This is a genomic window from Streptomyces sp. NPDC045022 (assembly GCF_056432605.1).
Window position 1 is genome coordinate 180,356 of record NZ_JBWKIR010000012.1, and the last position, 25,647, is coordinate 206,002.

The window sequence follows — 25,647 nt, forward strand, 5'->3', positions numbered from 1 at the left end:
CCTCTCTCGTTGCCGGTCTGGACCCCCGGCCACCGGGTAGCCGGAACTGGACGGAGCCCCGGTATCGAGCCGGGGACAGCCCCGACGGGAAGGAGTGCCGTGTCCGGAGTACTGGAGCGGATCAAGCAGTTCGCCAGGAGCCCTCAGGGACGGCGCACGATCGATCAGGTGCGCCGTACCGCGTCCGACCCACGCCGCCGTGCTCAGGCTCAGCAGCTCGTCGCGCGGTGGCGCGCCCGCCGGTGACCGCCCGGGTCCCGCCGTACCGAACAGGCGGCAGGTCACGGGACCGGGGGAGCCGAGGAGATCGATCGTGGGCTTCGCCGGCGCGGGTGAACACCCACGTCACCCATGGCTTTCGGGCGTGGCCGGGTGGGACGTGGCCGCCGGTTCGTGTGCCAGTCGTTCCTTCTCGGCCTTGAGCTTGCGCCACACCGTGCCGAGGGCCTCGATGTCCTGCTCGTCGAGGAGGTCGGTGAAGACCGGCGCCAGCGCCTCGCGGCGTGTGGCGTCGGCCTGCTCGAAGACGTGGCGGCCCTCGGCGGTGAGCGAGACCTCGACCGACCGCGCGTCGCGGGTGGACGGGGTCCGGGTCACCAGGCCCCGTGCCCGGAGGGCGTCCACGACACGTGAGACCTGGCTGCGGCTGAGCATGGTGCTGTTGCCCAGGACGGAGGCGGGAACCGGCTCGGGGCTGGAGGCCAGCCACAGCATGACCTCGAACCAGGAGACAGGGAGGTCGTGCGCCTTGGTGAGGGCCCGGTCGACGCGCTCCGTCATCACGGTGCCGGCCCACACCAGCCCGTAGAAGGCGTAATCGGTGGCGGGCATCTCGGCCTGGGTCAGCTTCTTCGGCATGGTTCGAGTATAGGCGGGTTGCGTGCGCACACACATAAAGCTATGTTGTGTGTGCACGCACATAAATGCTCGAAAGGCTCTGTCATGTCTGCCACCCCTCGCACCGTCCTCATCACCGGAACCTCCTCCGGTATCGGCCTCGCCGCCGCCATCGCCGCCGCCAAGAGCGGCTGGCGCACGGTCGCCACCCTCCGTGACACCACCCGCGCCGACGCGCTGCGCAAGGCCGCCGCCGAAGCGGGCGTCGAACTCGACATCCGTCAGCTCGACGTGACCGACGAGGCGTCCGTCGCCACCGCCGTCGACGGCGTGACAGCCGACTACGGCCGTCTGGACGCCGTCGTCAACAACGCCGGCGCCGGTCATCTGGGCACCCTGGAGAACGACACCGTCGCGGACGTGCGGAAGGTGATGGAGGTCAACTTCTTCGGCGTACTGAACGTCTCCAAGGCCGCCCTCCCGCACCTGCGCGCCACCGGCGGCCGTTTGATCACCGTCACCAGCGTCGGCGGCGTCATCGGCCAGCCGTTCAACGAGGCGTACTGCGCGGCCAAGTTCGCCGTCGAGGGTTACATGGAGAGCCTGGCCCCCGTCGCCCGGACGCTCGGCGTGAGCGTGTCCGTGGTGGAACCCGGCGCCGTGGCCACGGAGTTCGTGAACAACCTCGGCTTCGACATCGAAGCCGACATCGCCGCCGGCCCGTACTCCGGCGCGCTGCGCCACTACATCGACCGCACCGTGGAACAGTTCCTGGACGGTAGTGCGCAGACCCCGGCCGCGGCGGCGGAGGCGGTCATGGAGGCTCTCGACGCCGACCGGCCCGGGTTCCGGATCCAGACCTCCGACTGGGCCCGTACCTTCGTCGGCACCAAGCTGGCCGATGTCGACGGCTCCGCGGTCCAGGGACTCACCGCTGCCTGGGTCGGCTGACCGCCCCGGAACCGCTTGCTCCGGGGCGGGACCGCCCGACGCCCTGGATCATGGCGAGCGGCGGCGGCCGCGGCGGGTCAGGACAGTTCCTCCCGGAAGCCCTGGCGCCAGGACGGGAACCGCGGTTCCCAGCCCAGCTCCCGCCTGGCCTTGGCGTTGGAGAAGCCACGGCCCTCGGTCATCATGCCCGCCACCATCTCGCCGGCCAGCAGCCGGGCCAGCCACACCGGGACCCGCCGCGGCGGTTTGGCCCCGGCGCACTCCGCGAGGTAGGGAAGCCACTCACTGACCGGTGCCGGTTCGTCGTCGACGATGTTGAACACTCCCCGGGCCTTCTGCTCCACGGCCAGGACCGTGGCGCTCGCCGCGTCGTCGACATGCACCCACGAGGAGTAGCCGGTGCCGCCCCCGACGAGTGGGAAGAACCGCTTGCGCACCAGCCCGATCTGATCGTCGGTGGCACCGGCCCCGTAGAACGCGCCGTAGCGCAGAGCCGCGCCACCAGCCATGACGACCGCCTCCTCGAGATGGCTGATCGCCTTCGTCCCCTCCACCACCTCCAGCGGGTCCTCCTCGGTCTTGACCCATCCACCCTCGCGGATTCCATTGAAGCTGGCGTGGCTCTGCGTCACGACGTGGGAGACGCCGGTCGCCTCGGCGGCGGCCAGCAGATGGTCGACCCCCTCGCTGCGGAGCCGGTTGGTGGCGGCGAAGAAGCGGTCGGCCTTCCTCGGGTTGGGCTTGCCGGCGTGTGCCTCGGAAAGGCCCGTCATCTGGTTCACGATCGCGTCCGGCCGGGCCCCGGCCACCGCCTCGCCGACCGACACCGCGTCCAGCCCGTCCATCACGACCCCTTCGGCGCCCAGCTGCGTCAGCAGGTCCAGCTTGGCCGGACTCGTCGTCGTGGCCGTCACCTGATGGCCCCGCGCCACCAGCTGCGCCACCAGCCGCCGCCCCAGGACCCCGCTCCCGCCTGCCACGAACACCCGCATGACCATCACCTTCCTGATCCCGAAGTCTGTCTCCGAGACCTGGGACGAGACGGCCCGGCCCCCTGTGACATGGGAGGGAAGACGCAGGTGGGAAGGGCGTCGGCATGATCGGGCACCTGGCTGGATCCCCCCGGTGCTCCGCGCGAGCGCCGTGGGCGGCTCGAGGCAGGGTGAAGGCACTCACGCGGGTGGGCGCGGGGTCTCGTCGTCCTCCTGGGGTGCTGCCCGCGGGGCGGTGGTGCCCCGCGGGATCAGCTGGGTGGGCAGGACGATGTGCCTCGTGTCCTCCGCCTCGGAGTCGTCGATGAGCCGCAGAGCCAGTTCTCCTGCCAGCCGGCCCATGTCCGACGGTGACTGGGCCACCGTGGACAGATCGAACCACTCGGCCACCTGGTGGTCGTCGAAGCCGATGACGGACATCCGCTCCGGCACCTCGATCCGGGCCCGGCGCAGGGTGTGGATGACGGCCACGGCCAGCTCGTCCTGCTCGGCGAAGAGAGCGGTGGGCGGCTCCCGCAGACTCAGCAACTGCCCGATTCCCGCGGCGAGGCCGCGCTTGTCGTCGGCCGCCATCGTGACCACCAGCTCGTCGTCGACCGGGAGGCCCGCCTCAGTGAGTGCCTGCTGGTAGCCCAGCAGTCGTTCGCGCGAGCTGAAACTGAAGCCGCTGGCCCCCGCGGTCGGCGCGAACGCGATCCGGCGGTGCCCGAGGTTGAGCAGATGCCGGGTGGCCTTCACGGCACCGGCCACGTCGTCGACATACACGCTCGGCCGGCTCTCGGCGTGCTGACTGACGTAGATGACCGGCATGCCGAGGTCGTCCAGCCGAGCCGTCTCCTCGTCGGTGAGGTCGAAGCCGAAGACAAGCAGCGCGTCGGCGTTCCGGCGGGCCGGGAGACGTTCGAAGAACGAGGTGCGTTCGGCCATGTCGGGGATGACGTAGACGTTCAGTTCCCTGCCGGCCGCGCGCAGCAGGGGACCGAGGCTGGACAGCGCCGATCCCATGAACCACGAGTTGAGCGTCGGTACGAGCACCGCCACGACCCCGGTCTTTCCCGTGACGAGGCTCGCGGCCTGGCGTGAGACCGCGAAGTTCAGCTCGTGGGCGGCCTGTTCGACCCGGGCGCGGACGTCCGGCGACACGGTCGGCAGGCCGCGCAGGGTGCGGGAGACGGTGGACGGGGAGACGCCGGCCCGTTCGGCGACGTCGGCCATCGTGGGGTGCCGTTGAGCGGGTGACATGAGGGGAAGTTAGCACGGACCCGATCTTCCGTACCCTCTCTTGTGACAGCGCTGTCACGGACCACTCATGTACCCAATTCGACCTGTTTGGCCGGAAACCAGCCGTACCGTCCTTCCATATCTGTTCGAGCTACCGACAAGTTACGGATTGACTTCGCCTAGCTGCACTCCTAGCGTGCAAGCGTTGTCTCGACGGGGCGGAAGCCGTCGCCGTGAGTCCTTCATTCCGGGCTTTGACCTGGGCCTCATCCCAGCAGAACGTCGTGACAGCTCAGTCTCAGCACAGGCGATCAGCCGCGCCTTCGGTTCCGCACGACCAGGAGAGAGACAGTGAAGACCAGGACCACCAGAGCCCTTCAGTGCTCGGCGACGCTCGTCGCCGCCGGGCTCCTCGTCACCGCCTGCGGCTCGTCCGGGGGCAACGGCTCCGCGGAGCAGGCCGGGAGCACGTCGTTCGAGGGCCGTGGCCCCATCACCTACGTGGCCGGAAAGGACACCTCCGGTGTCGTGCAGAAGGTCATCGACCGCTGGAACAAGCTCCACCCGAAGGAGAAGGTCACCTTCGTCCAGCTGCCGACGGACGCGGACTCGCAGCGGCAGCAGATGATCCAGAACGCGGAGACGAAGTCCGACGCCTACACGGTGCTCTCCCTCGACGTCGTGTGGACCTCGGAGTTCGCCGCCCATCAGTGGATCGACCGCCTGCCCGAGAAGCGGTTCCCGCTGCGGAACATGCTCAAGCCCGTGGTGGAGACGGCGAAGTACCGGGGCGGCTTGTACGCGGCCCCTGCCAGTTCGGACGGCGGACTGCTGTACTACCGCACCGATCTGCTGAAGAAGGCGGGCATCACCGAACCCCCGGCCACCTGGGCGGAGATGACGGCCGACTGCGCCAAGGTGAAGAAGGAGCCCGAGGCCAAGGGCATGTCCTGTTACGCCGGTCAGTTCCAGAAGTACGAGGGCCTCACGGTCAACTTCGCCGAGGCCGTGAACTCCGCGGGCGGTGTCGTCACCGACGCGAACGGCAAGCCGCACGTCGACACCCCGGAGGCCAAGAAGGGCCTGGACTTCCTCGCCGGTTCCGTCAAGAACGGGACGATCCCCAAGGAGGCCGTCACCTACCAGGAGGAGGACAGCCGTCAGGCGTTCCAGTCGGGCAAGCTCATATTCCTGCGCAACTGGCCGTACGTGTACGCGCTGGCCGGGAAGAGCGGGCTGGCGGGGAAGTTCGCGGTGGCGCCGCTGCCCGGCCTGAACGGACCCGGCTCCTCCAGCCTGGGCGGTCACAACCTCGCCCTGTCGACCTACGCCAAGAACAAGGCCACGGCGCTGGACTTCATGCGGTTCTTCAGCAGCGAGGACAGCGCGAGCACATTCCTGAAGGACGGCTCCCTCGCCCCGCCGTACGCGCAGTTGTACGACGAGGCGTCACTGGTGAAGCGGTATCCGTACCTGCCGGTCCTCAAGCAGTCCATCCTGCGCGCCGTGCCGCGTCCGCGGGTCGTCCAGTACGGCGACGTGACCTCGGCGATCCAGCGAGAGGCGTACGCCGCGCTGACCGGCGGCAAGAGCAGCGCGCAGGCACTCGAGGACCTGCAGAGCGCCCTGCAGAACTCCACGGCGCAGTGAGGAGCGGGTCATGGCCGACACGACGATCCCGCCCGACACCGCAGTGCGTCAACGCGGCAGTGCTTCCCGGCAGCGGTCCGCACCCGTGATCGCGCGCCGCCGGACCCGGGCGACCACCGGTTCGGGCCGGATGGCGGCCCTGCTGGTCTCGCCGACGCTCCTGGTGCTGACGATCGTGGTGCTCTACCCGACGCTCATGGCGGTGCGCCAGTCGCTGTACGGGACCAAGGGCGTGGACCCGAAGACCGGATTCATCCGCACCACCGAGCCGTTCGTCGGGCTGCGCAACTACACCGACGTCTTCGGCGCCGCCGGGGACCGGTTCTGGAACGCCTTCTGGAACACCACCGTCTTCACCGTCGTCACGGTGGGACTGGAGACGGTGATCGGTGTGGCGATGGCACTGATCATGCACAAGGCGTTCCGGGGCAGGGCCCTGGTGCGGGCCGGCATCCTCGTCCCCTGGGCGGTGCCCACAGCCATCTCCGGTCTGCTGTGGCGGTGGATCTTCAACAGCAACGGCATCGCCAACGCCATGCTCGGCCACCAGATCCTGTGGACCACCGAAGGCTTCCACGCCAAGGTCGCGGTCGTCGTCGCCGAGGTGTGGAAGACCGCCCCCTTCATCGGGCTGCTGGTCCTGGCCGGCCTGCAGGTGATCCCCAAGGAGGTCTACGAGGCCGCCCGCATCGACGGAGCCGGCGCGCTGCACCGCTTCTGGCACATCACCCTGCCGCTGGTGAGACCCGCGCTGCTGGTGGCGGTGCTGTTCCGGTGCCTGGACGCGCTGCGGATGTTCGACCTCCCCTACATCCTCGTCGGCGCGCAGAAGACCTCGGTGGAGACCCTGTCCATGCTCGCGCAGAACGAGGCGTCCAACGTCCGCTTCGGTCCGGCCTCCGCCTACGCGGTGATCCTCTTCCTCTACGTCCTCCTCATCGCGCTCGCCTTCGTCCGGCTGCTGGGCGCGGACCTCGTCGGGGACGGCGGTGCCCGGAAGGCGATCAGGCGCCGGCGCTTCGCGACCCCGCGCCGCACGGAGGTGACGGCATGACCCTGTCGACGAAATGGCGCGACCGTCTGCTGTACGTGGGTGTCGCGGCGGTAGTGGCCTACTGCCTGGCCCCCTTCTACTGGATGCTGGTCTCCAGCCTCCGGCGCACCTCCGACATCTTCGACACCTCGCTGTTTCCCACCCGGGTGTCGTTCGAGAACTACCGAGCGGTGTTCGACCCGTCCCAGGGGTTCACGCGGGCGCTGCTCAACAGCCTGATCGTGGCGGGCGTCACCACCGTGGTGGCGCTGGTGCTGGCCACCTTCACCGCCTACGCGATGGCCCGGCTCAGCTTCCGCTTCAAGCGGCTGATCCTGACACTGATCATCGCCACCTCGATGTTCCCGGTGGTGTCGATCGTGGTTCCGCTGCTGAAGCTGTTCACGGACATCGGCTGGATCAACACCTACCAGGCCATGATCGTGCCGAGCATGTCGTTCGCGCTGCCGCTGGCCGTGTGGAACCTCACCACGTTCTTCCGGCAGATGCCGGACGAGTTGGAGCACGCCGCCATGATCGACGGCTGCACCCGCGGTCAGGCGTTCCGCAGGATCATCATCCCGCTGGCCGCGCCGGGCATCTTCACCACCGCGATCATCACCTTCATCGCCGCCTGGAACGAGTTCCTCATCGCCCTGTCGATGACGAACAAGTCCGCCATGCAGACGGCACCGGTCGCCATCTCCAAGTTCTCCGGCGCCACCCAGTTCGAGACCCCGTTCGGCAGCCAGATGGCGGCGGGCGTCCTGGTCACCGTCCCTCTGGTGGTCATGGTGCTGCTCTTCCAGCGCCGTATCGTCGCCGGACTCACCGCCGGCGCAGCCAAGTAGACACCGCACTGTCCGAGACTCGCGAAGGACTCATCCACACCATGTCCCGCACCGCACCGTGGTGGCGCAGCGCCGTCATCTACCAGGTCTACATCCGCAGTTTCGCCGACGCGAACGGTGACGGAGTCGGTGACATCGCCGGCATCCGTTCCCGCCTGCCGTACCTCAAGTCGCTCGGTGTCGACGCCATCTGGATCAACCCGTGGTACAAGTCGCCGATGGCGGACCACGGTTACGACGTGGCGGACTACCGCGCGATCGACCCGCTGTTCGGCACCGTCGCCGAGGCCGAGCGACTCATCGAGGAAGCGCACCGGCACGGGATCCGCGTCATTCCCGACATCGTGCCCAACCACACCTCCGACCAGCACGCCTGGTTCCAGGCGGCCCTGGCCGCCGGACCCGGCAGCCCGGAACGCGAGCGGTACGTCTTCCGGCCCGGCCGCGGAAGCGACGGCACCGAACCGCCCAACGACTGGGTCTCCTGCTTCGGCGGGCCGGCCTGGACCCGGCTGCCCGACGGCGAGTGGTACCTGCACCTGTTCGCCCCGCAGCAGCCCGACCTCAACTGGGAACACCCCGATGTGCGCGCCGAGTTCGAATCCATCCTGCGCTTCTGGTTCAGCCGGGGTGTCGACGGGTTCCGCATCGACGTCGCCCACGGACTCGTCAAGCACCCCGAACTGCCCGACCTGCCGCCCCGCCAGGAGCCGGCGGTGCTGGGTCCCCTCGCCTCCCGGGACGCCGCGGACGAGCGGCCCCGGCAGCACGTCGATCACCCGCACTGGGACCGGGACGAGGTCCACGACATCTACCGCGCCTGGCGCAGGGTGGCCGACGAGTTCCCCGGTGACCGGTCGTTCGTCGCCGAGGCCTGGGCCGACACGCCCGAACGGCTCGCCGCGTACGTCCGGGAGGACGGCCTGCACACCGCGTTCAACTTCGACTTCCTGATGTCCAGTTGGGGTGCGAAGGAGCTGCGCGCGGTCATCGACGACTCGCTCGCCATGCTCGGCGCCGTGGGCGCGCCGGCCACCTGGGTGCTGTCCAACCACGACGTCATGCGCCACCCGAGCCGCTACGGCCGCAAGGCGGTCAAGCGATGGACCGCGAACGAGCCGTACCGTCCCGAAGGCCCCCTGGACCTGGAACTGGGCACCCTGCGCGCCCGCGCGGCGGCCCTGCTCATGCTCGCCCTGCCCGGCGGGGCCTATGTCTACCAGGGTGAGGAGCTGGGGCTGCCGGAGGTCGAGGACCTGCCCGAGGACGTGCTCCAGGACCCCGTCTGGGAGCGGTCCGGACACACCGACCGGGGCCGCGACGGGTGCCGTGTGCCCATTCCGTGGTCCGGGAAGGCCGCACCGTACGGCTTCAGCCCCGACGACGCCACCGGCGCGCCCTGGCTGCCGCAGCCCGCCGGGTGGGGTGAGCTGAGCGTGGCGGCGCAGACCGGGGACGAGACGTCGATGCTGGAGCTGTACCGCGGCGCCCTGCGCCTGCGCCGCGAGCACCCCGCGCTCGGCGACGGCACCCTGACCTGGCTGGACGCGCCCGAGGGAGTCCTGGCCTTCGGCCGTGACCCCGGCTTCGTCTGCGTGGTCAACCTCTCGGCCGAGGCGTACCGGCTGCCCGCCCACACCTCGGTCCTGCTGTCGAGCGGCCGAGTCGAGGGCGGCCTGCTGCCGCCCGACCACGCGGCCTGGCTCGCGGTGTAGGCGGCCGGTCCCGGGCACCTGCCCGCGCGGGCAGGCACGGCCGGCGAGCGCGCCGGCGGTTCCCGCGGCGAGGGCGCCCGCGGCCAACGCCGATCCCGCGCCGGGGAAGTGGCGGCGGCTGAGCGGCGGTCGGTCGTGCGGGCTGGGTGAGCCGGGGGGAGGGCTGACGTGCCAACGGAGTACTCCTTCACTCGGGTCGGGCGAAGCGGGACGGCTCGGCCGGGCGGCGGACGCGGACAGTGAAGAGCTGGTTGAAACGTTTCAATTCCGGCGTGCGGTCGCAACGTATGAGAGTTGCCAGGGACCGTCAAGAGATCGCGGCGGCACTTTCAGGACGTGGCGCGGTCGCTGCTCGTGGGATCACTTCCCGGTGTGCCGACCGCGGTGCACGCCACCACCTACAGCGCCCGCGCGATGAGCAGGGCCACGTCGTCCTGGTCGTCGTGATGGCGCAGCCCGTGCAGCAGCATGTCGCAGGTCTCCTCGAGCGGCCGGTGGGGCTCGTCGAGGAAGCTCAGCAGGACGTTCAGGCGGTCGTCTATGGGGTGCTGGCGGGTCTCGACGAGGCCATCGGTGTAGAGGACCAGCAGATCACCGGGGCGCAGTTCCAGCGTGGTGGCCTCGAACCGGATGCCGCCGACGCCCAGCGGGGCCGCCGGGGGCAGTTCGAGGAGCCTGGGGGTGTCACCGGGGCGTGCGAGGGCGGGCGGCATGTGTCCGGCGTTGGCGATGGTGCACCGTCCGGTACGGGGGTCGTACACCGCGTACAGGCAGGTGACGATGTAGTGCTCCAGATCGCAGGTGACCTTGTCCAGGTGCTGGAGCACCTCGCCGGGCGCGAGGTCGAGTTCGGCATAGGCACACGTGGCGGTGCGCAGCCGGCCCATGGTGGCGGCGGCGTCGATACCGTTGCCCATGACGTCGCCCACCACGAGGGCGGTCTTGTCGTCGGCCAGCGGGATGACGTCGTACCAGTCCCCGCCGACCTCGCTGGTGGCCTGCGCGGGCTGGTATCGGGAGGCGACCTCCAGGCCCGTGTGGTGCCGCGAGTGGTCGGGCAGCAGGCTGCGCTGGAGGGTGAGCGCGGTGTTGCGGACACTCTGGAACCAGCGTGCGTTGTCGATGGCCACGGCAGCACGGCCGGCCAGTTCCCCGGCCAGGATGACGTCGTCCTCGTCGAACGGGGCCGGGTTGTGGGTGCGCTTGAGATCGAGGGCGCCGATCACCTCACCATGGGCGATCAACGGCACCGCGAGATACGAGTGGACGCCGGCGCGGGCCAGCAGGCTGCCGGCCTCGGCGTCCCGGGCGATGCGCGGCAGATCGCGCGCCCCGACATGGCGGACGAGGACCGGCCGAGCGGTGTGGACGCACAAGGTGACCAGGCGGTCACCCTCATAGGCCGCGAGGTCACCGGGCGGGTCGGCGGCGTCCAGTGCCACGGTGGGGTGGGCGGCTTTCAGGGCGAGGGCCCGGAAGATCTCCGGGCCGTTGTCCGGCCGGCGCATGCGACGGCAGGCCAGCGCGGAGTCGAGGACGTCCACGGCCACCACGTCGGCCAGCGCCGGGGCGGCGATCTCGGCCAGCTCGTCGGCGGTCTGCTGTACGTCCAGCGTGGTGCCGACCCGCGTGGAGGCATCGGCGATGAGCGCCAGGCGCCGCCGCGCCCGGTCGGCCTCGCCTGCCGCGCGGTGCCGTTCGGTGACGTCGACGACCGAGGCGGCCGCGCCCAGGGTCCGGCCACCGGGATCCTCCAGGCGGTAGAACGACAGCGACCAGGCGTGCTCGTGGTCGGGATCGGCCGGGGGGCGGCCCACATGGTACTGGTCCAGCAGGGGCGTACCGGTGGTGAGCACCTGACGCAGGGCGGACTCGACGGTGTCGACGTCCGGGAAGGGCAAGGTCTCCCGGAGGTGGCGGCCGATGTGGTCCTCGGCGGGGATGCCGTCGATGCGCTCCAGTGCCGGGTTGACCAGCAGATACCGCAGGTCGGGGTCCATGAGGGCCAGACCGATGGGGGACTGGTTGATGAGCCGCTCGCACAGGGCCAGGTCGGTCTCGACGCGCTGGAGAAGCGTGTGGTCGGCCGCGATGCCCAGGGCGTAGACGTCTCCGAGGTCGTCCAGCAGCCGCATGGTGCGGAACTCCGTCAGGCGGCTGCTGCCGTCCTTGTGCCGCACGGGAAACGCGCCGGCCCAGCCCCGGCCGGTCTCCAGCACCTCCTCGAACAGACTCGTCACGGCCTGCAGATGCTCGGGGTGGATGAGCAGGCGTGCCGCGTGCTTGCCGAGGGCCTCCTGTGCGGTGTAGCCGAAGAGTTCCTCTGCCTGCGGGGTCCAGAAGACCACACGCCCACGGGTGTCCAGGGCCACCGCGGCCACGCTGAGCACGTCCAGCAGGCCGGTCGGCCGGGGCAGCTCGGGCCGCTGCCCGTCATGGCCGGTCTCGAAGGAGTCCACTGCCATCCCGGATGCACCTCCACCGGCCGGTTCGGCCGACCTGGCGGTCGACGTCGCCCCGGCCGCGCGTCTGCGTGCTGAGGACCGGTCTCTTCCATGCTCCCTCCGGTGCTCCGCGTACCCAACCGCAGAGCGCCGGCCCCCGCGCTGCGAGCCGCGGCGGCCCCTGCCGCACGCGGGGCCGACGGCGCCGCCTCTGCATCGGCTGCCGGCCCCGCGCACACCGGGAACATGTACATCAGGAATGTAAGGCCTATCAGGCCCATAGTGGTATATGGGTGGAGCTGATGGAATCTGCGAGCAACGGTATCGCCGCATTCACGTCCGCGGGACCGGGTGGTCTCTTCGACGCGTCCACCGACGCGGCCGCGGTGATTTCGGAAAACGGCGTCGTGATCGGCTGGACCCGCAGCGCCGAAGCACTGTTCGGCTATCCGGCGCCGGAGGTCGTCGGCGGCTCGGTCGTTGGTCTGCTGGCCATGCCCGAGGATCCGGTACGGGTCGCGGGCATCGCGGAGCGGTGCCGTGCCGGGAACGGCTGGAGCGGGCTGATCACCGTACGGCACCGTGACGGCCACCCTCTCGACGTCCATCTGCGGGTCTCGGCGTCCTTCCGTATCGGTGCCGACCAGTGCTTCCTGGTGTCGGCACGCGAACAGAAGCCACAGTGGGCGATGGGCCAGTCCGTCCTCGACGGGTTCCTGACCCGCTCGCCGGTCGGCATGGCCGTCATGGACCCTCAGCTGCGTTACGTCTGGCTGAACGACACCCTGGAGCGGTTCGGCGGGGTGCCCCGTGAGCAGCGGCTCGGACGGCGGCTGAGCGAGCTGCTGCCCGGACTGCAGGGGGAGACCCTCGAGGGGTTGATGCGCAAGGTGCTCGCGACGGGAGTGCCGGTGACGGACTACGAGTACGTGGGGTGGAGCTGGGCCGACCCGCACCGCCAGCACGCCTACTCGACCTCGTTCTTCCCTCTCGTGGACGCGGACGGCGCCACCACCGGCGTCTGCTACATGGTCCTGGACGTCACCGAGCGCTGGAACGCCCGCCAGCTGCTGTCGCTGGTCAATGAGGCAGGCACCAGCATCGGCAGGACGCTCGACGTGATGCGGACGGCTCAGGAACTCGCCGACTTCGCCGTCCCCCGTTTCGCGGACTTCGTCATCGTCGACCTGCTGGAACCCGTGCTCAGTCCCGAGGGGCACGGAGCGTGGCTCACCGACGCGGGGCCCGCACCCGCCGGGCCCGTGATGCGGCGCGCGGGGATGCGCTCGGTACGCGAGGGCTGCCCCGAGGCCGTGGCCGGAATCGGGGACAGGGTCGACTTCGTCCCGCCGCCCCACGACGTGAACCTGCTCATCGACGGCGATCCGCTGCTCATCCCGGTGCTCGATCCGTCCGACGAACTGTGGGTCGCCCGGGAACCCGTGCGGGCGGAACGCATCCGCGAGTTCGGCCTGCACTCCCTCATCGCCGCACCGATGCGGGCCCGGAACACCGCGCTCGGCCTCACCACGTTCGCCCGGTCGCTCAACCCGGTCTCCTTCGGACCCGACGACGTCCTGCTGGCCCGGGAACTGGTGGCCCGAGCGGCGGTGTGTGTCGACAACGCCCGCCGTTACAGCAGGGAGCACACGGCAGCGGTCACCTTGCAGCGCAGCCTGCTGCCGCCTGCCCTGACGGGCGGCACCGCACTGGAGGTGGCCTCCTCCTATCTGCCGGCGGACCCGTCGGGCGGTGTCGGCGGCGACTGGTTCGACGTGATCCCCCTGTCGGGCGCCCGGGTGGGCCTCGTCGTCGGGGACGTGGTGGGACACGGCATCACCGCGGCGGCGAGCATGGGACGGCTGCGCACCGCCGTCCAGACCCTGGCCGACATGGAGATGCCTCCCGACGAGCTGCTCGCCCACCTCGACGACCTCGTGCTCCGGCTCACCGACGAGGAGACCGCCGCCGGGGCGGCCACCTTCATCGGCGCGACCTGTCTCTACGCCGTCTACGACCCGGTCACCGGCCGGTGCGCGATGGCCCGGGCCGGGCACCCACCACCCGTCGTCGTGGCACCCGACGGACACGCCTACTTCCCGGAGATTCCCGCCGGGCCCCCGCTCGGGCTGGGCGGAATGGCGTTCGAGGCCACCGAGATCGAGCTGGCCGAGAGCAGCCTGTTCGGCCTCTACACCGACGGACTCGTCGAGGGAGGCGAGCACGACATGGAACAGGGCATGTCCCGGCTCCGGGAGGTCCTCGCCCGCACCGACGAGGACCTCGGCACGCTGTGCACGTCCGCCGTGCGGCGACTCGTGCCCGCGCCGCAGCCCGACGACATCGCCCTGCTCCTGACCCGTACCTGCGTCCTGGGGTCCGACCGCGTCGCCTCCTGGGAGGTGCCCGTCGACCCGGCCGCTGTCGGTGACATGCGCACCCGGGCCACTCGCCAGGTCGAGGACTGGGGTCTCGGGGAGCTGGTCATGACGACGGAACTCATCGTGAGCGAACTCGTCACCAACGCGATCCGCTACGCCACACCCCCCATCCGCCTTCGGCTCCTCCGCGACGCCCGCCTGACCTGCGAGGTCGCCGACGCCAGCAGCACGGCTCCCCGGCTCAGGCACGCCCGGAGCACGGACGAAGGCGGTCGCGGCCTCTTCCTGGTCGCCCAGCTCGCCCACCGCTGGGGCGCCCGGTACACGGGCGACGGAAAGATCATCTGGGCCGAACAGGAGATCGCCTGAGCCCGGGGACGAGAGTGCGGACTTGCCTTCGAGTGGACTCCAGCATCCACACTGAGCAGGCGAACATCCACCGAGCACGGAACGGCGGCAGCTGATGGCAGCGACAAGCAGGGCGGGGCATCCTCTGCCGTACGACACCTACCGTGAGGCCATCGCCCGCGAGACCCTGCGTTTCGCCGAGGCGGTCAAGGGCGCCGACCCCGCGCGTGCCGTGCCCGCCTGCCCGGACTGGACGCTGGCCGATCTCACCCGGCACGTGGGAGCGCTGCAGCGCTGGTTCTGCACGCTGCTGACCCGACTGGTGCAGGAGCCTCCGCGCAACCGTGACCTGGATCTGGGGCTGCCGGACGACCCGCGGGACCATGCCGACTGGGTGGCGGCCGGAGTCTCCGATGTGGCGGCGGTACTGGGGGCCACGGATCCGCGGGCGGCGATGTGGGCATGGGGCGAGGACCAGCACGCGCGGTTCTGGGCCCGCCGGATGCTCTTCGAGACGCTGGTCCACCGGGTGGACGCCGAGCGGGCCGTCGGCCGGGAATCGGACATCGACCCCGCCCTGGCGGCGGACGGCGTGGACGAGTTCCTCGTCAACCTGCCCTACGCGGGTCTTTTCGCTCCGGACGTGAACAAGCTGCGCGGCGACGGGGAGATCATCGCGTTCCAGTGCACGGACTCCGGTGGCGCGACCGGCGAGGAGTGGCGGGTACGGCTGGAGCAGGACGGCTTCCGGCTGCTTCCACCGGCAGGCAGCGAGCACGCGGAATCCGAGCGCCCCACGGTGGCGGTGCGAGGACAGGCGGCAGGTCTCCTGCAGCTGCTCTACGGCCGGCGGTCCTACCGCGAGCCCGCCTTCGACGTCTCGGGAGAGGTCGCGGTCCTCGACAGATGGTTCGCCCGGACGGCCTTCTGATCCGGTCCGGACCGTGCTGCCCGCACCGGGGTGCGCGGGAACCACCCACCCCCGGGACGGCGTTCATCCGGCCACCGACGCGGACGGTGCCGGCGGCTCGCCGGCCGGCAGACAGACGGCGAGCGCCGCGATGTCGTCCTGCAGGCGGTCGTGGCTGTAGGACAGCAGGTCGTTGTGCAGCCGTTCCAGCAGCTCGTGGGGCGGCAGCGAGCCCCAGGAACGCAGCCGCTGGACAAGGGGGTAGAAGACACCCGCCGCGTCCCGCGCCTCCGTGATGCCGTCCGTGTACAGCAGGAGCTGGTCGCCGGGGCGGAAGTCGTAGACGTCGACGTGATACGGGTCGCCGACGAGCATGCCGAGGTTCAACGGCGGAGCCGACCTCCCCTTGTCCAGTTCGCGTACCTCGTCGGGGCGGACGAGGAGTGGGGGAGGGTGGCCGCAGTTGACGACGCGGACGAGGTGACCGGCAGCGGGGATCTCGGCGAAGACGGCGGTGACGAACCGTTCGCCCAGCTCGGTTCCGCCGAGACGCGTCGCCCTGCGGTTCATGCTGGTCTCCACACGGTCCGCCAGGGCGGGCAGATCGGGCTCGTCGTGCGCCGCCTCACGGAACGCGCCGAGCAGGGCGGCGGCGGTCTCGACGGCGAGCAGTCCCTTGCCGCGGACGTCACCGATGAGCAGCCGGACCCCGTACCGGGTGGGGACGGCCTCGTAGAGATCGCCACCGATGCGTGCCTCCGCGGCGGCGGAGAGATAGAGGCTCTCCAGGAGGAGGTCGCCGATCCGGTGGGGGACCGGTCTGAGCAGGACGCGCTGCGCGATCTCGGCCACGAAGCGCACGTCGGCGAGCGTGCGCTCACGGCGGGTCCGGTGAGCGGCCAGGACCGTGCCGAGGGCGCCCACCAGGGCGGTGCAGATGTAGGAGGCCACGTAGTGGCGGTCCCACAGATAGCCGACGGACCGGCCGGCACAGCAGGGCGTACCGGCCAGAACTCCCTCGAAGAGGACGGAGAACACCGTTGCGCCGGCGACCACGACGGGCCCGTGGGTGAAAGCGGTCAGCAGCGGCACGGCGATCAGGGCGAAGCTCACCGGCCAGTCCGCGGGCGTCACGGGTTCGATCAGCAGGAGCGCCACGACGTAAAGGACCGGCAGCCAGCGCGTCCACGCCGGGGGCGCGGGCAGTTGTGTCCGCACGGCGATGGCGGCCTCGGGCCGACCGGTACGCCCGTGCCTCATCCCGCGCCCCTGCGCGCCGCGGCCCGGAGGGCGTGGCACGCAGGAGGACACCATGCCTGACGGTTCGGCTGACGCGGCCTTCGCACACCGGACTCCTGTCACACGGCCGACAAGATCTCCAGCCTGCTTCGCCGGGCCGCGGCACACCGGTGATTGCGCCACTCGGCGGCATGTTCCGCCGCCCGGCGGACCCGGCCGGGGCGTATGATATTCATCAAGCGAGGAATTACTGCTCTCTCGGCGAGGAAGGGCAGGACTGCCATGGAACGGACCACGTGCTGTGTAGTGGGCGGCGGCCCCGCGGGCATGGTGCTCGCCCTGCTGCTGGCCCGGGCCGGCGTCGCGGTGACGGTACTGGAGAAACACGCCGATTTCCTGCGCGACTTCCGCGGCGACACCGTCCACCCCTCCACCCTTGCGCTCCTGGACGACCTGGGCCTGGCCGAGCGCTTCGCCGGGCTGCCGCAGCGGCGGGTGCGCACCATCCAGCTGCCGGTGGGAGCCGGCCGCTCAGCGGTCACGGTCGCGGACCTGGCCGTGCTGCGCGGCCCCTACAACTACGTGGCGATGGTGCCCCAATGGGACCTGCTGGACCTGCTCGCGGACGAGGCCCGGCGCGAGTCGTCCTTCGACCTCCGGATGGGTACCGAGGCGACCTCCTTCCTGATGGAATCCGGACGCGTGACCGGGGTGCGCTACCGCACCTCCGACGGCCGCACCGGCGAAGTGCGCGCCCTTCTCACCGTGGCCTGCGACGGCCGCGGATCACTGGCCCGCTCCCGGCCGGAACTGGGACTGCGCCGCTTCACCTGTCCGATGGACGCCTGGTGGTTCCGGCTGCCGCGCCACGAAGGCGACCCGCGGGGTCTCGTCGGCAGCGCGGGTGACCGGTTCCTGACCGCGATGATCGATCGCGGCGAGTACTGGCAGTGCGCCGCACTCATCCCCAAGGGCACCGACCCTCAGCGTCGTGCCGCCGGGCTGGACCGTTTCCTGGCCGACTTCGCCACCGCGGTCCCCTGGCTCACCGACCGCACGCACGCCCTGCGCTCGTGGGACGAGGTCAAGCTCCTGGACGTACGCCTGGACCGCCTGCGCCGTTGGCACCGCCCCGGCCTGCTGTGCATCGGCGACGCGGCACACGCGATGTCCCCCGTCTTCGGCATCGGCATCAACCTCGCCGTCCAGGACGCCGTGGCCGCCGCCCGCCACCTGGCCGAGCCGCTGCGCGGCGGCACCGTGCGCCTGCGCGACGTGCGCGGTGTGCAGCGCCGCCGTGGTCCCATCACGGTCACCACCCAGACGCTCCAGCGCATGGCCCACGCCCGCTTCATCGCGCCCGTCCTGCAGGGCCGACCCCCCTTCGGCAGTGCCGAGCGGGCCGAGCGCGTCGCGCGCCTGTTCGCCGGGTCCCGGTGGACGCGCCGCCTGCCCGCGTACTTCATCGCCTACGGCGCGCTTCGGGAACGTCCCCCCGATGCCGCCGTCCGATGACCGCCGCCGTACGTCCGGGGCGTGAGCCGACCGGGAGTGAGACGCGTCCGCGGCCCACCGTCCGGCCGCTGCCGGTCGATCGGCGCGCCCGCACAGCGGGGGAGGGGGCGGCCCGGCTGCCCGTCCGGACGCCTCCACTGCCCCTCTCGTCAGGGCCCGCGGGGGCAGTCGTGCACCCGCGGCGGCTCTCCGCCGTAGAAGATCAAGTGCCTGTGCGCACGGCCGTCCTGCTCCCCGAGCCGTCACCGTCGGGCGCGGCCGATGGACAGCGGCAACCCCCGTCTCAGACGGCCGGGGCAGGGTCCGACCGGGGGAGCCGTCAGTTGCCGAGGGCTTGACGGAGGGTGGGGCGGCAGTCGATGACGGCGTCGACACCGACGATCTGGATCGTGCGCAGGACGGATTCGGTCAGTGCGGCCAGGCGCAGCCAGCCACCGGCCTCGGTGAGGGCGCGGTGGGCGGCGATGAAGATGTTGATGCCGCTGGAGTCCATGAAGGTCACCTGGTGCAGGTCGACCACGATGCGGGGCCGAGGGACGCCGATGTCCAGGGCGTCACGCAGTGTCTCGCCGGTGTGGTGGTCGATCTCTCCGGCCGGAGTCAGGACGTGGATGCCCTCGGTGGTCGTGGTGACGACCGACAGCCGGCCGGGCTGTTCAGCGTTTTCGGTGTCCGCCATTTTCTCCCTCAGCCGTGTCGGTGATACTGGCACACCAAGATCCTCACCCGGAGTGCTGCCCGCATGGTACGGGTGATGCCGTTATGTGGCGGAACCAATCGAGGGGCGCAGGCGTCACCAGCTGATGGGCGGGTACGCGCGGGTGGTACGCGGGAGCAAAGGCGGACTTGATGGAATCAGACCTTGGGTGAGGACACAACGGCGCCCGGCGGGCAGCCGATTCGAACCACGGTCGCGCTGGACGGGGACGGCACGTGCATTGCCGAGGCGCGCCATCTGGCCCTCGGCTTCCTCACTCGGGTGCGGACCGAACACGGACTGTCCGTCTCGCAGCGTGCTGCGGACCTGACCCAGCTGGTGGTCAGTGAGCTGGTCACCAACGCCCGCAAGTACGCGCCCGGCCCGGTGCTGATGGACCTGCGGATCGCCGGTGGCATGGTCGAGGTGGCGGTGTGGGACTCCGATCCGGTGCTGCCGGTGGCCCGTGCCGCTGATGCCGGCCGGGTGGGCCAGCACGGTCTGGAGATCGTGATGGCCGTCGCCCAGGGCTTCGAAGCCCAGCGTGAGCCGGTCGGCAAACGCATCACCGCCCGCATCGCCCTCCGGGACACCCCGCACAACGCCCCCGCCTGACACGGTCCCTGGAGCAGGAGGTCCTTTTGGCCGGGGCCCGACACCGGGCGCGCGCGGGTCGCGTGTGCCGCACGACGCCGCTCCGGGCATCTAGTCGCTGCTCACCGATCTGATCCTCGGCAAGCACCCGGTCCCTGGTCAGGCCCCCGCCGCTGCCCCTTCCCCGGCGCCGCCCGCGCCGCCGGCGCCGCAGACCGTCACGCCCGTCGAGCAGCTTCAGCAGCTTGCACAGCTGCGGGAAGCCGGCATCCTCTCCGAGGAGGAGTTCAGCGCCAAGAAGGCGGAGATCCTCGCCCGCATGTGACGCACGATGGCACCAGCCGCCGCACCTCTCGGTCCTACCCGGTTGCCGGCACGGCACGGCCCAGCATGGCGGGGGACGGCACGCTGACGGGCGCCGCGCCGATCGTCGCCTTCGCCTTGGGGCCGGGCGGTGTGTCGATACCCGGGGACGGGGAACTCCGGTCTCAGGCCGGGTCGCCGACCCTGGGGACCGACCCGGCTCAGGCCCTCCCGGTTCGGCACGTGTGCCGGGGGAGCCGCCCCGGCAGCATCCCCGGTCTCAGCCCCACGAAGTGAAGAAGCCGATTTCGTACAGCCGACCTGCGACCGGGCCGGTCGTACGCTTTCCGGCGGCGGCCACCCGGTACGCGAGACAGCCCCGGACCGCTGACCCGGACAGCACCGGATGCTGATGCCGGTCAGGGCTCGATGTCCGCTCGGTCCCAGGGACTTGGGCCCGTGCCGCGACACCACGCCTCCAGTTCCTGGCCGTTGACGCACACGATTCCGCACTGACCCGCGTACTCGAGAGCGGGAGCGGTGAAGTCGCTCGTCGTGACGACCGCTGCGACATCGGCCTCGTGGACGGTGAAGCAGGTCCCCCCGAAACGCTGCATGTCCTGCGAGCCGACCTTGTTGGCAGCACCGTAATGCTTGCACTGGATGATCACGCGCCGCCCGTCCGAGGTGACCGCAGTGACGTCCGCCCCCAAGTCGCCGGGTCCGCCCACCACTTCCACTTCCCGGCAGTCATCACGGGCGCAAAGGCCGGCTATGGCTTGCTCGAAACCGTCGGGGTCGAGTTCGGCGTAGTCGATGACGTGGTCGAGGGGAACGGTCTGCTCCTCGCCCAAGTCCAGCGGCACGGTGGTGGCCTGTGTCGCTTCCGGGCGCAGGAACGCACCGCAGCCCGGGCCCGCCGGCGCGGCGTCGGCGAGCGGGTCGGTCGGCGCGCCGATCCCCACGGCGGAGGGAACCGCTTCGTCCGCCGCCGTGGCGCGGAGGCTGTCGGACGCCGTCTCGGCCGCTGCCTCCAGGGCCCGGGCGGCCCGCCGCGCGCATTTCGCGGCGGAAAAGCGGCGCCACCTGGACCGGAACATCAGGGCGGCCGCGATGCCGAGCAGTACCAGTGCACCGGCCCACAGCGGGCGGCGTTCGACGACAGCCGCCGCGGTACGCGCCAGAAACCCCACGACGCACAGGATGATCGCGAGCAGGAGGAAGAACAGGGTGGTCGTTCGCAGATCGAAGCGTCGGTCGCGGTTCACATGTCGAACGGGGCGCACCGGTATGGCCATGCTGGCTTTCCTCCTGGACAGCGACAACGAAGATCACTCTCTACGAGTGCCCAAGATCGCCGGTTGCTGTCGCGGTACGCGGGCGTTGGTCAGGCCGCGTTGGTGAGGAGAGGGAGGTAGCCCAGGGACTGCCCGGATGCCGTGGGATGGTACGACTCGATGAGATTCAGCCAGTCGACGCTGCGCAGCCAGGGGCTGGATGAACAGATCTCGTGCCCGGCGAAGGCCGTCCGGACGTCGGCGAACGTGAACCCGTGGTCGGCGGCACGCTTGGCGATCACGCTGTTCAGATGGTCCACGGCCTCGTTGAGCGCGGCTCTCTCCGTGTCGTGCAGGCCGCCCCGGCAGGCGCCGTGGAGCTGGTAGAAGTGCGGATAGCCGAGCACCACGACGCGGGCGGCGGGTGCCTTGTTCCGGATGGCTGAGTAGAGACGGTCGAGGTCGGCCGGGAGAGTCCCGTCCATGGCGGAGTGGGCACGGGCGATGGCGGACATGCACGCGGTGGTGCCCGGCAGTACGCAGGTCGCCATGACGCGGGCGTAGCCCGAGTCGCTGCCACCGACGCTGATGCTGACCAGGTCGGTACGGGGACTGAGCGGGCCGAGCTGCTCTGCCATGACCTCGCTGGTCCCGGCGCCGTTGCACGCGGTGAAGCTGAACGACGCGGCATGGGTCGCGGCCCACAGGACGGGGTACGCCAGGCTGCTGCGCCTGCAGTCCGTGCCCGAGGCGAGGTAGCTGCCGGCGCCGACACCGGCCGAGTAGGAGTCACCGAGGGCCACATAGTCCACCCCCGCTCTGCTGGGCGCCGCCGGCGCCGTCGCGGGGCCGGCGAAGGCGCAGGCGGCCGCGACGAAGAAGGCGGACGCACACGACGCTGTACGGGACCGTCTCATACCTCTGCTATAGCGTGGCTGGGCCGCTCCCACCCGCCGTTGCCGTCCCCCCTGCTCAGCCGTGTTGACAGACCCCTGGGTGCATGCCGCTGCCGAGGACACCCCGCACGGAAGAGGAGGCCGGGTGTACGCACGGGGCGCGGTGGCGTGCCGTCCCCTCGCCGGAGTTCACCCGGTGAGCCGTCACCCGTCCGGCAGCGGACGGATCAGCTGCGCCGGCACCCTCAGGATGAAGAGCCCGGTGCCCTCTGGCGGCAGATCCGGTAGGGCAGGAGCCGCCGCGCGGGACGGCGTGACGCCATGCGCTGAGCGCTCGGGAATGCCCTGAGGGTACGGCCGGTTATAGGCGCCGTGGTCCTGAAGGGAACAGTGTCCCCGAGCCTCACCAGTCGCCCATGAGGACGATCGTTCGGCTGAACCGGGAATGGCGCAGGGCCCCGCATTGTTTCCAAGGATGACATGTCCTGGGCAAAACAGGGCGTGTGAAGGGAGAACCTCATGGCACACAACGCCGTGCGTCCCGTCGTCAGGCTGAAGTCGACGGCAGGGACCGGCGTCACCTACGTGACGCGAAAGAACCGTCTGAACGACCCGGACCGGCTCGTCCTGCGCAAGTACGACCCGGTCGCCGGCAAGCACGTTCCCTTCCGCGAGGAACGCTGAACGGCACCGCCGCCCTCCACAAGAACCGCACCAAGGAGGCAAGCCCCATGAGGACTGGTATCCACCCCGCGTCCCGGCCGGTCGTCTTCCGCGACCGTGCGGCCGACACGCTCTTCCTGATCCCCTCGACCGCGACGGCGTCGAAGACGATCGAGTGGGAGGACGGCAACACCTACCCACTGATCGACGTGGAGATCTCCGCGGCCAGCCACCCCTTCTACACCGGCACCGCGCGGGTCGTGGACACCGCCGGCCGCATCGAACGCTTCCAGCGCCGCTACGGCCGCCGCCCCGCCGCCTCTCGCAGCTGACCGGCCGTCTGCACCAGAGTACGAGGAGAACCCAGCCATGAAGGTGCGCAAGTCACTGCGCTCGCTGAAGTCCAAGCCCGGCGCCCAGGTCGTGCGCCGCCGCGGTGTGGTCTTCGTCGTCAACAAGAAGAACCCCCGCTTCAAGGCACGCCAGGGCTGACACACGGCACACGGCGCTGAGAAGACAACCGGCCCGGTCCTGCTCCGCGCAGGACCGGGCCGGGCTCATGCCCGAGCCATCCGCAGGAGGGCGTTCCGGCAGGCCGGCCCCGCCCCGTCCTCTCGCCCCACGCCCACGCGGGGCCGTTCGGAGTTCTCGCGGTGGCGGCTGCCGCGGTCGGCGCACAGGCCGGCGGTGGACGACGCGCCGCCGCGCACCGTGCGGCGGCTGGGCTCTGGGAGGACCGTGCGACCGCTTCGTCGCCCGCCACCGACGCACCACCGGCCCGGTACGACGATCTACGGGCGCTGGTGATCAACTGCACCCTGAAGCGCTCGCCGGAGACGAGCAGCACCCAGGGGCTGATCGACCGGAACACCGCCATCATGGACGCGCAGGGAGTGGAGGCCGACGGCATACCGGCGGTGGACCACGACATCGCTGTACGCGTGCTCCAGCTCGCTCAACGAAAGCGGTCAGTACGCCTATTACGGCCGCGTCGGCGGCTGCCTGATCACCGGCAACGAGGACGACGTCAAGCACTGCGCCATGAACGTCCTCTCCAGCCTGCAGCATCTGGGGACACCATCCCTCCTCAGGCGGACTCCGGTTGGGCCGGCGAGGGTCGGCTGAAAGGCGCCGCGCCTCACAGCCGGCCTGACCCGAACGACAGGACCTGGGGGCGCCTCAGCGGCGGCGGTGTCCGAAGACGACGAGTCGCAGCAGAGTGAAGCGCACCACGGTCACCAGGGCGAAGCTGGGTACCAGCACCAGGGTCTCCGCTGCGGGTGGGGCGGTGGGCCGGTACTGACGGAAGAGCAGGACGGCCCCGGTGGTGACCAGGTATGCCAGGACGAACAGGGCGCCTGCCGCCAGATGTGCCCGGACGGCGCGGACCGGAGCGCCGCGGAAGGTCAGCCGCCTGTTCGCCTCGGTGTTGAGGACCGTGACGGCGAGGAGGGAGGCGAGATTGGCCTCCGGGGGAGGGGCCCAGTGGCGCAGCAGCCAGTACAGCAGGGCCTGAGCCGCTGTGGAGGCCACGCCGATCGCGACGAACCAGCCGACCTGTCCGGTCAGCGTGGTGCGGACGGACCGCCGCCCAGAGCCCGCGTGGCGATGCGCCCGGGTCAACGGCGGATACGGTGCTTTCTCCCCCCTCGCCGGAAGCGCATCGCGGCATGGACGAGATCGACGACGAGGACGACGGCACCGATGACCAGCAGGTAGAACAGGCCGTGGACGGTGAACCCGATGATGCCCAGGACCAGGGCCACGAGGATCAGGGACAGGAACAGGACCATCGGATCTCCCGGCGGCTGCGGCGCGTCAGCGGCGGGCGAGGCGTCGTTCGCCGCCGGCACCCGTTGCGTAGTCCAGCTCGTAATGGGCGAAGACACCCGGCTCCTCCGCTGCGGGCAGTTCGCCGTCGGTGTCGATGGACGGGGCCTTCTTGACCACGTCCTTGTTGTGGGCGACCTTCAGATAGCCCGGGCCGACCGTGGCACCGGGCAGGGGGACGAACACCAGGCGGCGACGGGTGGGCATGCCGACGGTCACCGTGGCGAAGAATGCCTGGTCGGTGACAGTGTCCACGTAGACCGACTCCAGAACGCCGATCTTGTGGCCGTCCGCGTCCACCACGTCGTGGCCCCGCCATTCACGAATATCGCCTGCCTCGAACATCATGACCTCCTTCAGCGGGGTACCCCCGACTCCGCCTGTGATGCCATCACCACCCGCCGGTGTGCACGTGCGTCCGCCGCCTGCCGATGGGGGGAGTACGGCCTGCGAACTCAACCGCCGGCTAGGGGGTCGTGCCCCCAGTTCATCAGCGAGTGCCGCCACCGTGTGTCGCGCACGTCTGCCGACGGCCGCTGGGCGAGATGGCGGCGGATGTAGCCGCTGACCCTACGCATGTGAGCGTAGTCCGCGTCCGAGAGGTCGCCCTTCTTCTTGCGCAGGATCTCGACGATGGTCCGGCCCGAGGCATGTCCGGTCGATTCGCCGCCGTCCTTGTGCTGCCCCGCTGCCTGCGATTCGCCGGTCGCCAGCCATCTCTCCAGGGCGGACGGGGTCATGTTGACCAGTTCCCGGAAGGTGTCCCAGGTTTCGCGCTGCTCATCGTCGGTCGCCACGTCGGCCACTGCCTCCCACCTCTTCTTATCGGCTGCGAACGCCTTTCCCACCCTGGGGGAGGGCACTCTGGTCCGCACCCGGGGAGCGGAGCCGGGCGGACGGTCGGCCGTCCGCGGCGGCTCCGGGTCGCCCGGCAGGTGCACGGCCTGGCCAGGGACGCTCTCCCCGACGACCACCCGTCCGGCTGCCCTCCGAATGCGGCACAGCCCGGCCGGGGCGACGGTGGCGCTATGCCCCAGGTGATCGTGTACCCGCCCGCAGAGGACGGTGGCCGCCGCGTCCGCGTCGGCCCTTCCTTCGCCGGCATGGCGTACACGATCATCGATATCGTCGAGTTCCTGCGGGCGGCCGGTCTGGAGGACGTGGAACCGGATGACGTGTCGAGCGCCGAGTGGATCGAGTGGCGAGGCGGCGGCCCGCAGGCCTGGGAGCACTGAGCGCCATGCGCGGGGGCGATGCGCCGGCATGCCCGCTCTTCAAGCCGGTCGGGGAAGGCGCGACG

The 25,647-nt window shown here is 70.6% G+C and carries 27 protein-coding genes and 1 pseudogene; 16 read left to right on the top strand and 12 right to left on the bottom strand.

Features of this window, described 5'->3' with window-relative positions; genetic code table 11:
• The first annotated feature begins 99 nt into the window (after positions 1–99).
• Positions 100–246 carry a hypothetical protein gene (locus AC07C1_RS22795; protein ID WP_478941592.1) on the top strand — a complete coding sequence of 49 codons (147 nt, stop codon included), beginning with the start codon at positions 100–102 and terminating at the stop codon, positions 244–246.
• Between the two features lie 99 nt (positions 247–345).
• On the opposite strand, the gene AC07C1_RS22800 is transcribed toward AC07C1_RS22795, so the two are convergent.
• Entirely contained in the window at positions 346–858 is a 513-nt protein-coding gene (locus tag AC07C1_RS22800; protein WP_478941594.1) for a MarR family winged helix-turn-helix transcriptional regulator, read from the bottom strand.
• A 42-nt stretch (positions 859–900) separates the two neighbouring features.
• Between AC07C1_RS22800 and AC07C1_RS22805 the strand changes: the two genes are divergently transcribed.
• Positions 901–1,788 carry an SDR family NAD(P)-dependent oxidoreductase gene (locus AC07C1_RS22805; protein WP_478941596.1) on the top strand — a complete coding sequence of 296 codons (888 nt, stop codon included), beginning with the start codon at positions 901–903 and terminating at the stop codon, positions 1,786–1,788.
• Between the two features lie 77 nt (positions 1,789–1,865).
• On the opposite strand, the gene AC07C1_RS22810 is transcribed toward AC07C1_RS22805, so the two are convergent.
• On the bottom strand, positions 1,866–2,780 hold the full coding sequence (locus tag AC07C1_RS22810; protein ID WP_478941598.1) for an NAD-dependent epimerase/dehydratase family protein: 915 nt from the start codon (positions 2,778–2,780) through the stop codon (positions 1,866–1,868).
• A gap of 180 nt (positions 2,781–2,960) precedes the next feature.
• A complete protein-coding gene (locus tag AC07C1_RS22815; RefSeq protein ID WP_478941600.1) occupies positions 2,961–4,022 on the bottom strand; it encodes a LacI family DNA-binding transcriptional regulator in 1,062 nt (353 codons plus the stop codon).
• Between the two features lie 330 nt (positions 4,023–4,352).
• Between AC07C1_RS22815 and AC07C1_RS22820 the strand changes: the two genes are divergently transcribed.
• Genes AC07C1_RS22820 through AC07C1_RS22835 form a run of 4 tightly spaced genes read left to right on the top strand, consistent with a single transcriptional unit; the run spans position 4,353 to position 9,250 of the window.
• Complete coding sequence (locus tag AC07C1_RS22820) at positions 4,353–5,651, top strand: ABC transporter substrate-binding protein (protein WP_478941602.1); 1,299 nt, start codon at positions 4,353–4,355, stop codon at positions 5,649–5,651.
• Between the two features lie 10 nt (positions 5,652–5,661).
• Entirely contained in the window at positions 5,662–6,705 is a 1,044-nt protein-coding gene (locus tag AC07C1_RS22825) for a carbohydrate ABC transporter permease (protein ID WP_478941603.1), read from the top strand.
• Positions 6,702–7,535 carry a carbohydrate ABC transporter permease gene (locus AC07C1_RS22830; RefSeq protein WP_478941604.1) on the top strand — a complete coding sequence of 278 codons (834 nt, stop codon included), beginning with the start codon at positions 6,702–6,704 and terminating at the stop codon, positions 7,533–7,535. The genes AC07C1_RS22825 and AC07C1_RS22830 overlap by 4 nt, the downstream gene beginning before the upstream one ends.
• Positions 7,536–7,576: 41 nt before the next feature.
• Complete coding sequence (locus AC07C1_RS22835) at positions 7,577–9,250, top strand: glycoside hydrolase family 13 protein (RefSeq protein ID WP_478941606.1); 1,674 nt, start codon at positions 7,577–7,579, stop codon at positions 9,248–9,250.
• A gap of 398 nt (positions 9,251–9,648) precedes the next feature.
• Here AC07C1_RS22835 and AC07C1_RS22840 read toward each other — a convergent pair whose 3' ends face one another.
• Positions 9,649–11,715: a SpoIIE family protein phosphatase gene (locus AC07C1_RS22840; RefSeq protein WP_478941608.1), complete on the bottom strand. Its 2,067-nt coding sequence runs from the start codon at positions 11,713–11,715 to the stop codon at positions 9,649–9,651.
• Between the two features lie 281 nt (positions 11,716–11,996).
• Between AC07C1_RS22840 and AC07C1_RS22845 the strand changes: the two genes are divergently transcribed.
• Together AC07C1_RS22845 and AC07C1_RS22850 are read left to right on the top strand one after the other, a co-directional pair.
• Positions 11,997–14,444 (top strand): SpoIIE family protein phosphatase, encoded by a 2,448-nt coding sequence (locus AC07C1_RS22845; protein ID WP_478941609.1) that lies wholly within the window; start codon positions 11,997–11,999, stop codon positions 14,442–14,444.
• Between the two features lie 94 nt (positions 14,445–14,538).
• A complete protein-coding gene (locus AC07C1_RS22850) occupies positions 14,539–15,354 on the top strand; it encodes a maleylpyruvate isomerase family mycothiol-dependent enzyme (RefSeq protein ID WP_478941611.1) in 816 nt (271 codons plus the stop codon).
• Between the two features lie 63 nt (positions 15,355–15,417).
• Here AC07C1_RS22850 and AC07C1_RS22855 read toward each other — a convergent pair whose 3' ends face one another.
• Positions 15,418–16,593, bottom strand: a complete 1,176-nt coding sequence (locus tag AC07C1_RS22855; protein WP_478941612.1) for a PP2C family protein-serine/threonine phosphatase — start codon at positions 16,591–16,593, stop codon at positions 15,418–15,420.
• Between the two features lie 261 nt (positions 16,594–16,854).
• Here AC07C1_RS22855 and AC07C1_RS22860 point away from each other — a divergent pair, with 261 nt between their 5' ends.
• The gene (locus AC07C1_RS22860; protein ID WP_478941614.1) at positions 16,855–18,087 is read left to right on the top strand and encodes an FAD-dependent oxidoreductase; all 1,233 of its coding nucleotides are present in this window, start codon (positions 16,855–16,857) and stop codon (positions 18,085–18,087) included.
• A 319-nt stretch (positions 18,088–18,406) separates the two neighbouring features.
• Here AC07C1_RS22860 and AC07C1_RS22865 read toward each other — a convergent pair whose 3' ends face one another.
• Complete coding sequence (locus AC07C1_RS22865; protein WP_478941617.1) at positions 18,407–18,766, bottom strand: STAS domain-containing protein; 360 nt, start codon at positions 18,764–18,766, stop codon at positions 18,407–18,409.
• 183 nt (positions 18,767–18,949) lie between these two features.
• Between AC07C1_RS22865 and AC07C1_RS22870 the strand changes: the two genes are divergently transcribed.
• Both AC07C1_RS22870 and AC07C1_RS22875 read left to right on the top strand, forming a co-directional pair.
• Positions 18,950–19,399 (top strand): ATP-binding protein, encoded by a 450-nt coding sequence (locus AC07C1_RS22870; RefSeq protein ID WP_478941619.1) that lies wholly within the window; start codon positions 18,950–18,952, stop codon positions 19,397–19,399.
• A gap of 112 nt (positions 19,400–19,511) precedes the next feature.
• The gene (locus tag AC07C1_RS22875; protein WP_478941736.1) at positions 19,512–19,703 is read left to right on the top strand and encodes an SHOCT domain-containing protein; all 192 of its coding nucleotides are present in this window, start codon (positions 19,512–19,514) and stop codon (positions 19,701–19,703) included.
• A 397-nt stretch (positions 19,704–20,100) separates the two neighbouring features.
• Here AC07C1_RS22875 and AC07C1_RS22880 read toward each other — a convergent pair whose 3' ends face one another.
• Positions 20,101–20,979 carry a restriction endonuclease gene (locus AC07C1_RS22880; RefSeq protein ID WP_478941621.1) on the bottom strand — a complete coding sequence of 293 codons (879 nt, stop codon included), beginning with the start codon at positions 20,977–20,979 and terminating at the stop codon, positions 20,101–20,103.
• 89 nt (positions 20,980–21,068) lie between these two features.
• Positions 21,069–21,875, bottom strand: a complete 807-nt coding sequence (locus AC07C1_RS22885; protein WP_478941623.1) for an SGNH/GDSL hydrolase family protein — start codon at positions 21,873–21,875, stop codon at positions 21,069–21,071.
• A 498-nt stretch (positions 21,876–22,373) separates the two neighbouring features.
• On the opposite strand from AC07C1_RS22885, the gene rpmG reads away from it, so the two are divergent.
• The 4 genes and pseudogenes from rpmG to AC07C1_RS22905 all read left to right on the top strand — a co-directional run.
• Entirely contained in the window at positions 22,374–22,538 is a 165-nt protein-coding gene (gene rpmG / locus AC07C1_RS22890) for a 50S ribosomal protein L33 (protein ID WP_478941625.1), read from the top strand.
• 47 nt (positions 22,539–22,585) lie between these two features.
• The gene (locus AC07C1_RS22895) at positions 22,586–22,849 is read left to right on the top strand and encodes a type B 50S ribosomal protein L31 (protein ID WP_478941627.1); all 264 of its coding nucleotides are present in this window, start codon (positions 22,586–22,588) and stop codon (positions 22,847–22,849) included.
• Between the two features lie 37 nt (positions 22,850–22,886).
• Complete coding sequence (ykgO, locus tag AC07C1_RS22900) at positions 22,887–23,009, top strand: type B 50S ribosomal protein L36 (protein ID WP_054244622.1); 123 nt, start codon at positions 22,887–22,889, stop codon at positions 23,007–23,009.
• Positions 23,010–23,317: 308 nt separating this feature from the next.
• Positions 23,318–23,632 (top strand): annotated as a pseudogene (locus tag AC07C1_RS22905) (flavodoxin family protein); the annotation flags it as partial.
• Positions 23,633–23,696: 64 nt separating this feature from the next.
• Here AC07C1_RS22905 and AC07C1_RS22910 read toward each other — a convergent pair.
• The 4 genes from AC07C1_RS22910 to AC07C1_RS22925 all read right to left on the bottom strand — a co-directional run bounded on the left by AC07C1_RS22910 (position 23,697) and on the right by AC07C1_RS22925 (position 25,153).
• Positions 23,697–24,140 carry a GtrA family protein gene (locus AC07C1_RS22910; RefSeq protein ID WP_478941629.1) on the bottom strand — a complete coding sequence of 148 codons (444 nt, stop codon included), beginning with the start codon at positions 24,138–24,140 and terminating at the stop codon, positions 23,697–23,699.
• Positions 24,137–24,310, bottom strand: a complete 174-nt coding sequence (locus tag AC07C1_RS22915; RefSeq protein WP_478941631.1) for a hypothetical protein — start codon at positions 24,308–24,310, stop codon at positions 24,137–24,139. Before AC07C1_RS22915 ends, AC07C1_RS22910 begins: the two co-directional genes overlap by 4 nt.
• Before the next feature lie 25 nt (positions 24,311–24,335).
• Positions 24,336–24,692, bottom strand: coding sequence for a PRC-barrel domain-containing protein (locus AC07C1_RS22920; RefSeq protein WP_478941738.1), 357 nt, complete (start codon positions 24,690–24,692; stop codon positions 24,336–24,338).
• 110 nt (positions 24,693–24,802) lie between these two features.
• Positions 24,803–25,153 (bottom strand): DUF3140 domain-containing protein, encoded by a 351-nt coding sequence (locus AC07C1_RS22925; RefSeq protein ID WP_478941632.1) that lies wholly within the window; start codon positions 25,151–25,153, stop codon positions 24,803–24,805.
• 222 nt (positions 25,154–25,375) lie between these two features.
• On the opposite strand from AC07C1_RS22925, the gene AC07C1_RS22930 reads away from it, so the two are divergent.
• Positions 25,376–25,582: a hypothetical protein gene (locus AC07C1_RS22930; RefSeq protein ID WP_478941633.1), complete on the top strand. Its 207-nt coding sequence runs from the start codon at positions 25,376–25,378 to the stop codon at positions 25,580–25,582.
• The last annotated feature ends 65 nt before the right edge of the window (positions 25,583–25,647 follow it).

Excerpts from the sequence above, each read along its gene's own strand:
- AC07C1_RS22805 (WP_478941596.1), top strand. The coding sequence starts at position 901 with ATGTTGTGTGTGCACGCACATAAATGCTCGAAAGGCTCTGTCATGTCT.
- AC07C1_RS22800 (WP_478941594.1), bottom strand. The coding sequence starts at position 858 with ATGCCGAAGAAGCTGACCCAGGCCGAGATGCCCGCCACCGATTACGCC.
- ykgO (WP_054244622.1), top strand. The coding sequence starts at position 22,887 with ATGAAGGTGCGCAAGTCACTGCGCTCGCTGAAGTCCAAGCCCGGCGCC.
- AC07C1_RS22865 (WP_478941617.1), bottom strand. The coding sequence starts at position 18,766 with ATGGCGGACACCGAAAACGCTGAACAGCCCGGCCGGCTGTCGGTCGTC.
- AC07C1_RS22885 (WP_478941623.1), bottom strand. The coding sequence starts at position 21,875 with ATGAGACGGTCCCGTACAGCGTCGTGTGCGTCCGCCTTCTTCGTCGCG.
- AC07C1_RS22845 (WP_478941609.1), top strand. The coding sequence starts at position 11,997 with ATGGAATCTGCGAGCAACGGTATCGCCGCATTCACGTCCGCGGGACCG.
- AC07C1_RS22855 (WP_478941612.1), bottom strand. The coding sequence starts at position 16,593 with ATGAGGCACGGGCGTACCGGTCGGCCCGAGGCCGCCATCGCCGTGCGG.
- AC07C1_RS22815 (WP_478941600.1), bottom strand. The coding sequence starts at position 4,022 with ATGTCACCCGCTCAACGGCACCCCACGATGGCCGACGTCGCCGAACGG.
- AC07C1_RS22830 (WP_478941604.1), top strand. The coding sequence starts at position 6,702 with ATGACCCTGTCGACGAAATGGCGCGACCGTCTGCTGTACGTGGGTGTC.
- AC07C1_RS22895 (WP_478941627.1), top strand. The coding sequence starts at position 22,586 with ATGAGGACTGGTATCCACCCCGCGTCCCGGCCGGTCGTCTTCCGCGAC.
- AC07C1_RS22880 (WP_478941621.1), bottom strand. The coding sequence starts at position 20,979 with ATGGCCATACCGGTGCGCCCCGTTCGACATGTGAACCGCGACCGACGC.
- rpmG (WP_478941625.1), top strand. The coding sequence starts at position 22,374 with ATGGCACACAACGCCGTGCGTCCCGTCGTCAGGCTGAAGTCGACGGCA.
- AC07C1_RS22810 (WP_478941598.1), bottom strand. The coding sequence starts at position 2,780 with ATGCGGGTGTTCGTGGCAGGCGGGAGCGGGGTCCTGGGGCGGCGGCTG.
- AC07C1_RS22915 (WP_478941631.1), bottom strand. The coding sequence starts at position 24,310 with ATGGTCCTGTTCCTGTCCCTGATCCTCGTGGCCCTGGTCCTGGGCATC.
- AC07C1_RS22860 (WP_478941614.1), top strand. The coding sequence starts at position 16,855 with ATGGAACGGACCACGTGCTGTGTAGTGGGCGGCGGCCCCGCGGGCATG.
- AC07C1_RS22835 (WP_478941606.1), top strand. The coding sequence starts at position 7,577 with ATGTCCCGCACCGCACCGTGGTGGCGCAGCGCCGTCATCTACCAGGTC.
- AC07C1_RS22920 (WP_478941738.1), bottom strand. The coding sequence starts at position 24,692 with ATGTTCGAGGCAGGCGATATTCGTGAATGGCGGGGCCACGACGTGGTG.
- AC07C1_RS22930 (WP_478941633.1), top strand. The coding sequence starts at position 25,376 with ATGCCCCAGGTGATCGTGTACCCGCCCGCAGAGGACGGTGGCCGCCGC.
- AC07C1_RS22825 (WP_478941603.1), top strand. The coding sequence starts at position 5,662 with ATGGCCGACACGACGATCCCGCCCGACACCGCAGTGCGTCAACGCGGC.
- AC07C1_RS22840 (WP_478941608.1), bottom strand. The coding sequence starts at position 11,715 with ATGGCAGTGGACTCCTTCGAGACCGGCCATGACGGGCAGCGGCCCGAG.
- AC07C1_RS22850 (WP_478941611.1), top strand. The coding sequence starts at position 14,539 with ATGGCAGCGACAAGCAGGGCGGGGCATCCTCTGCCGTACGACACCTAC.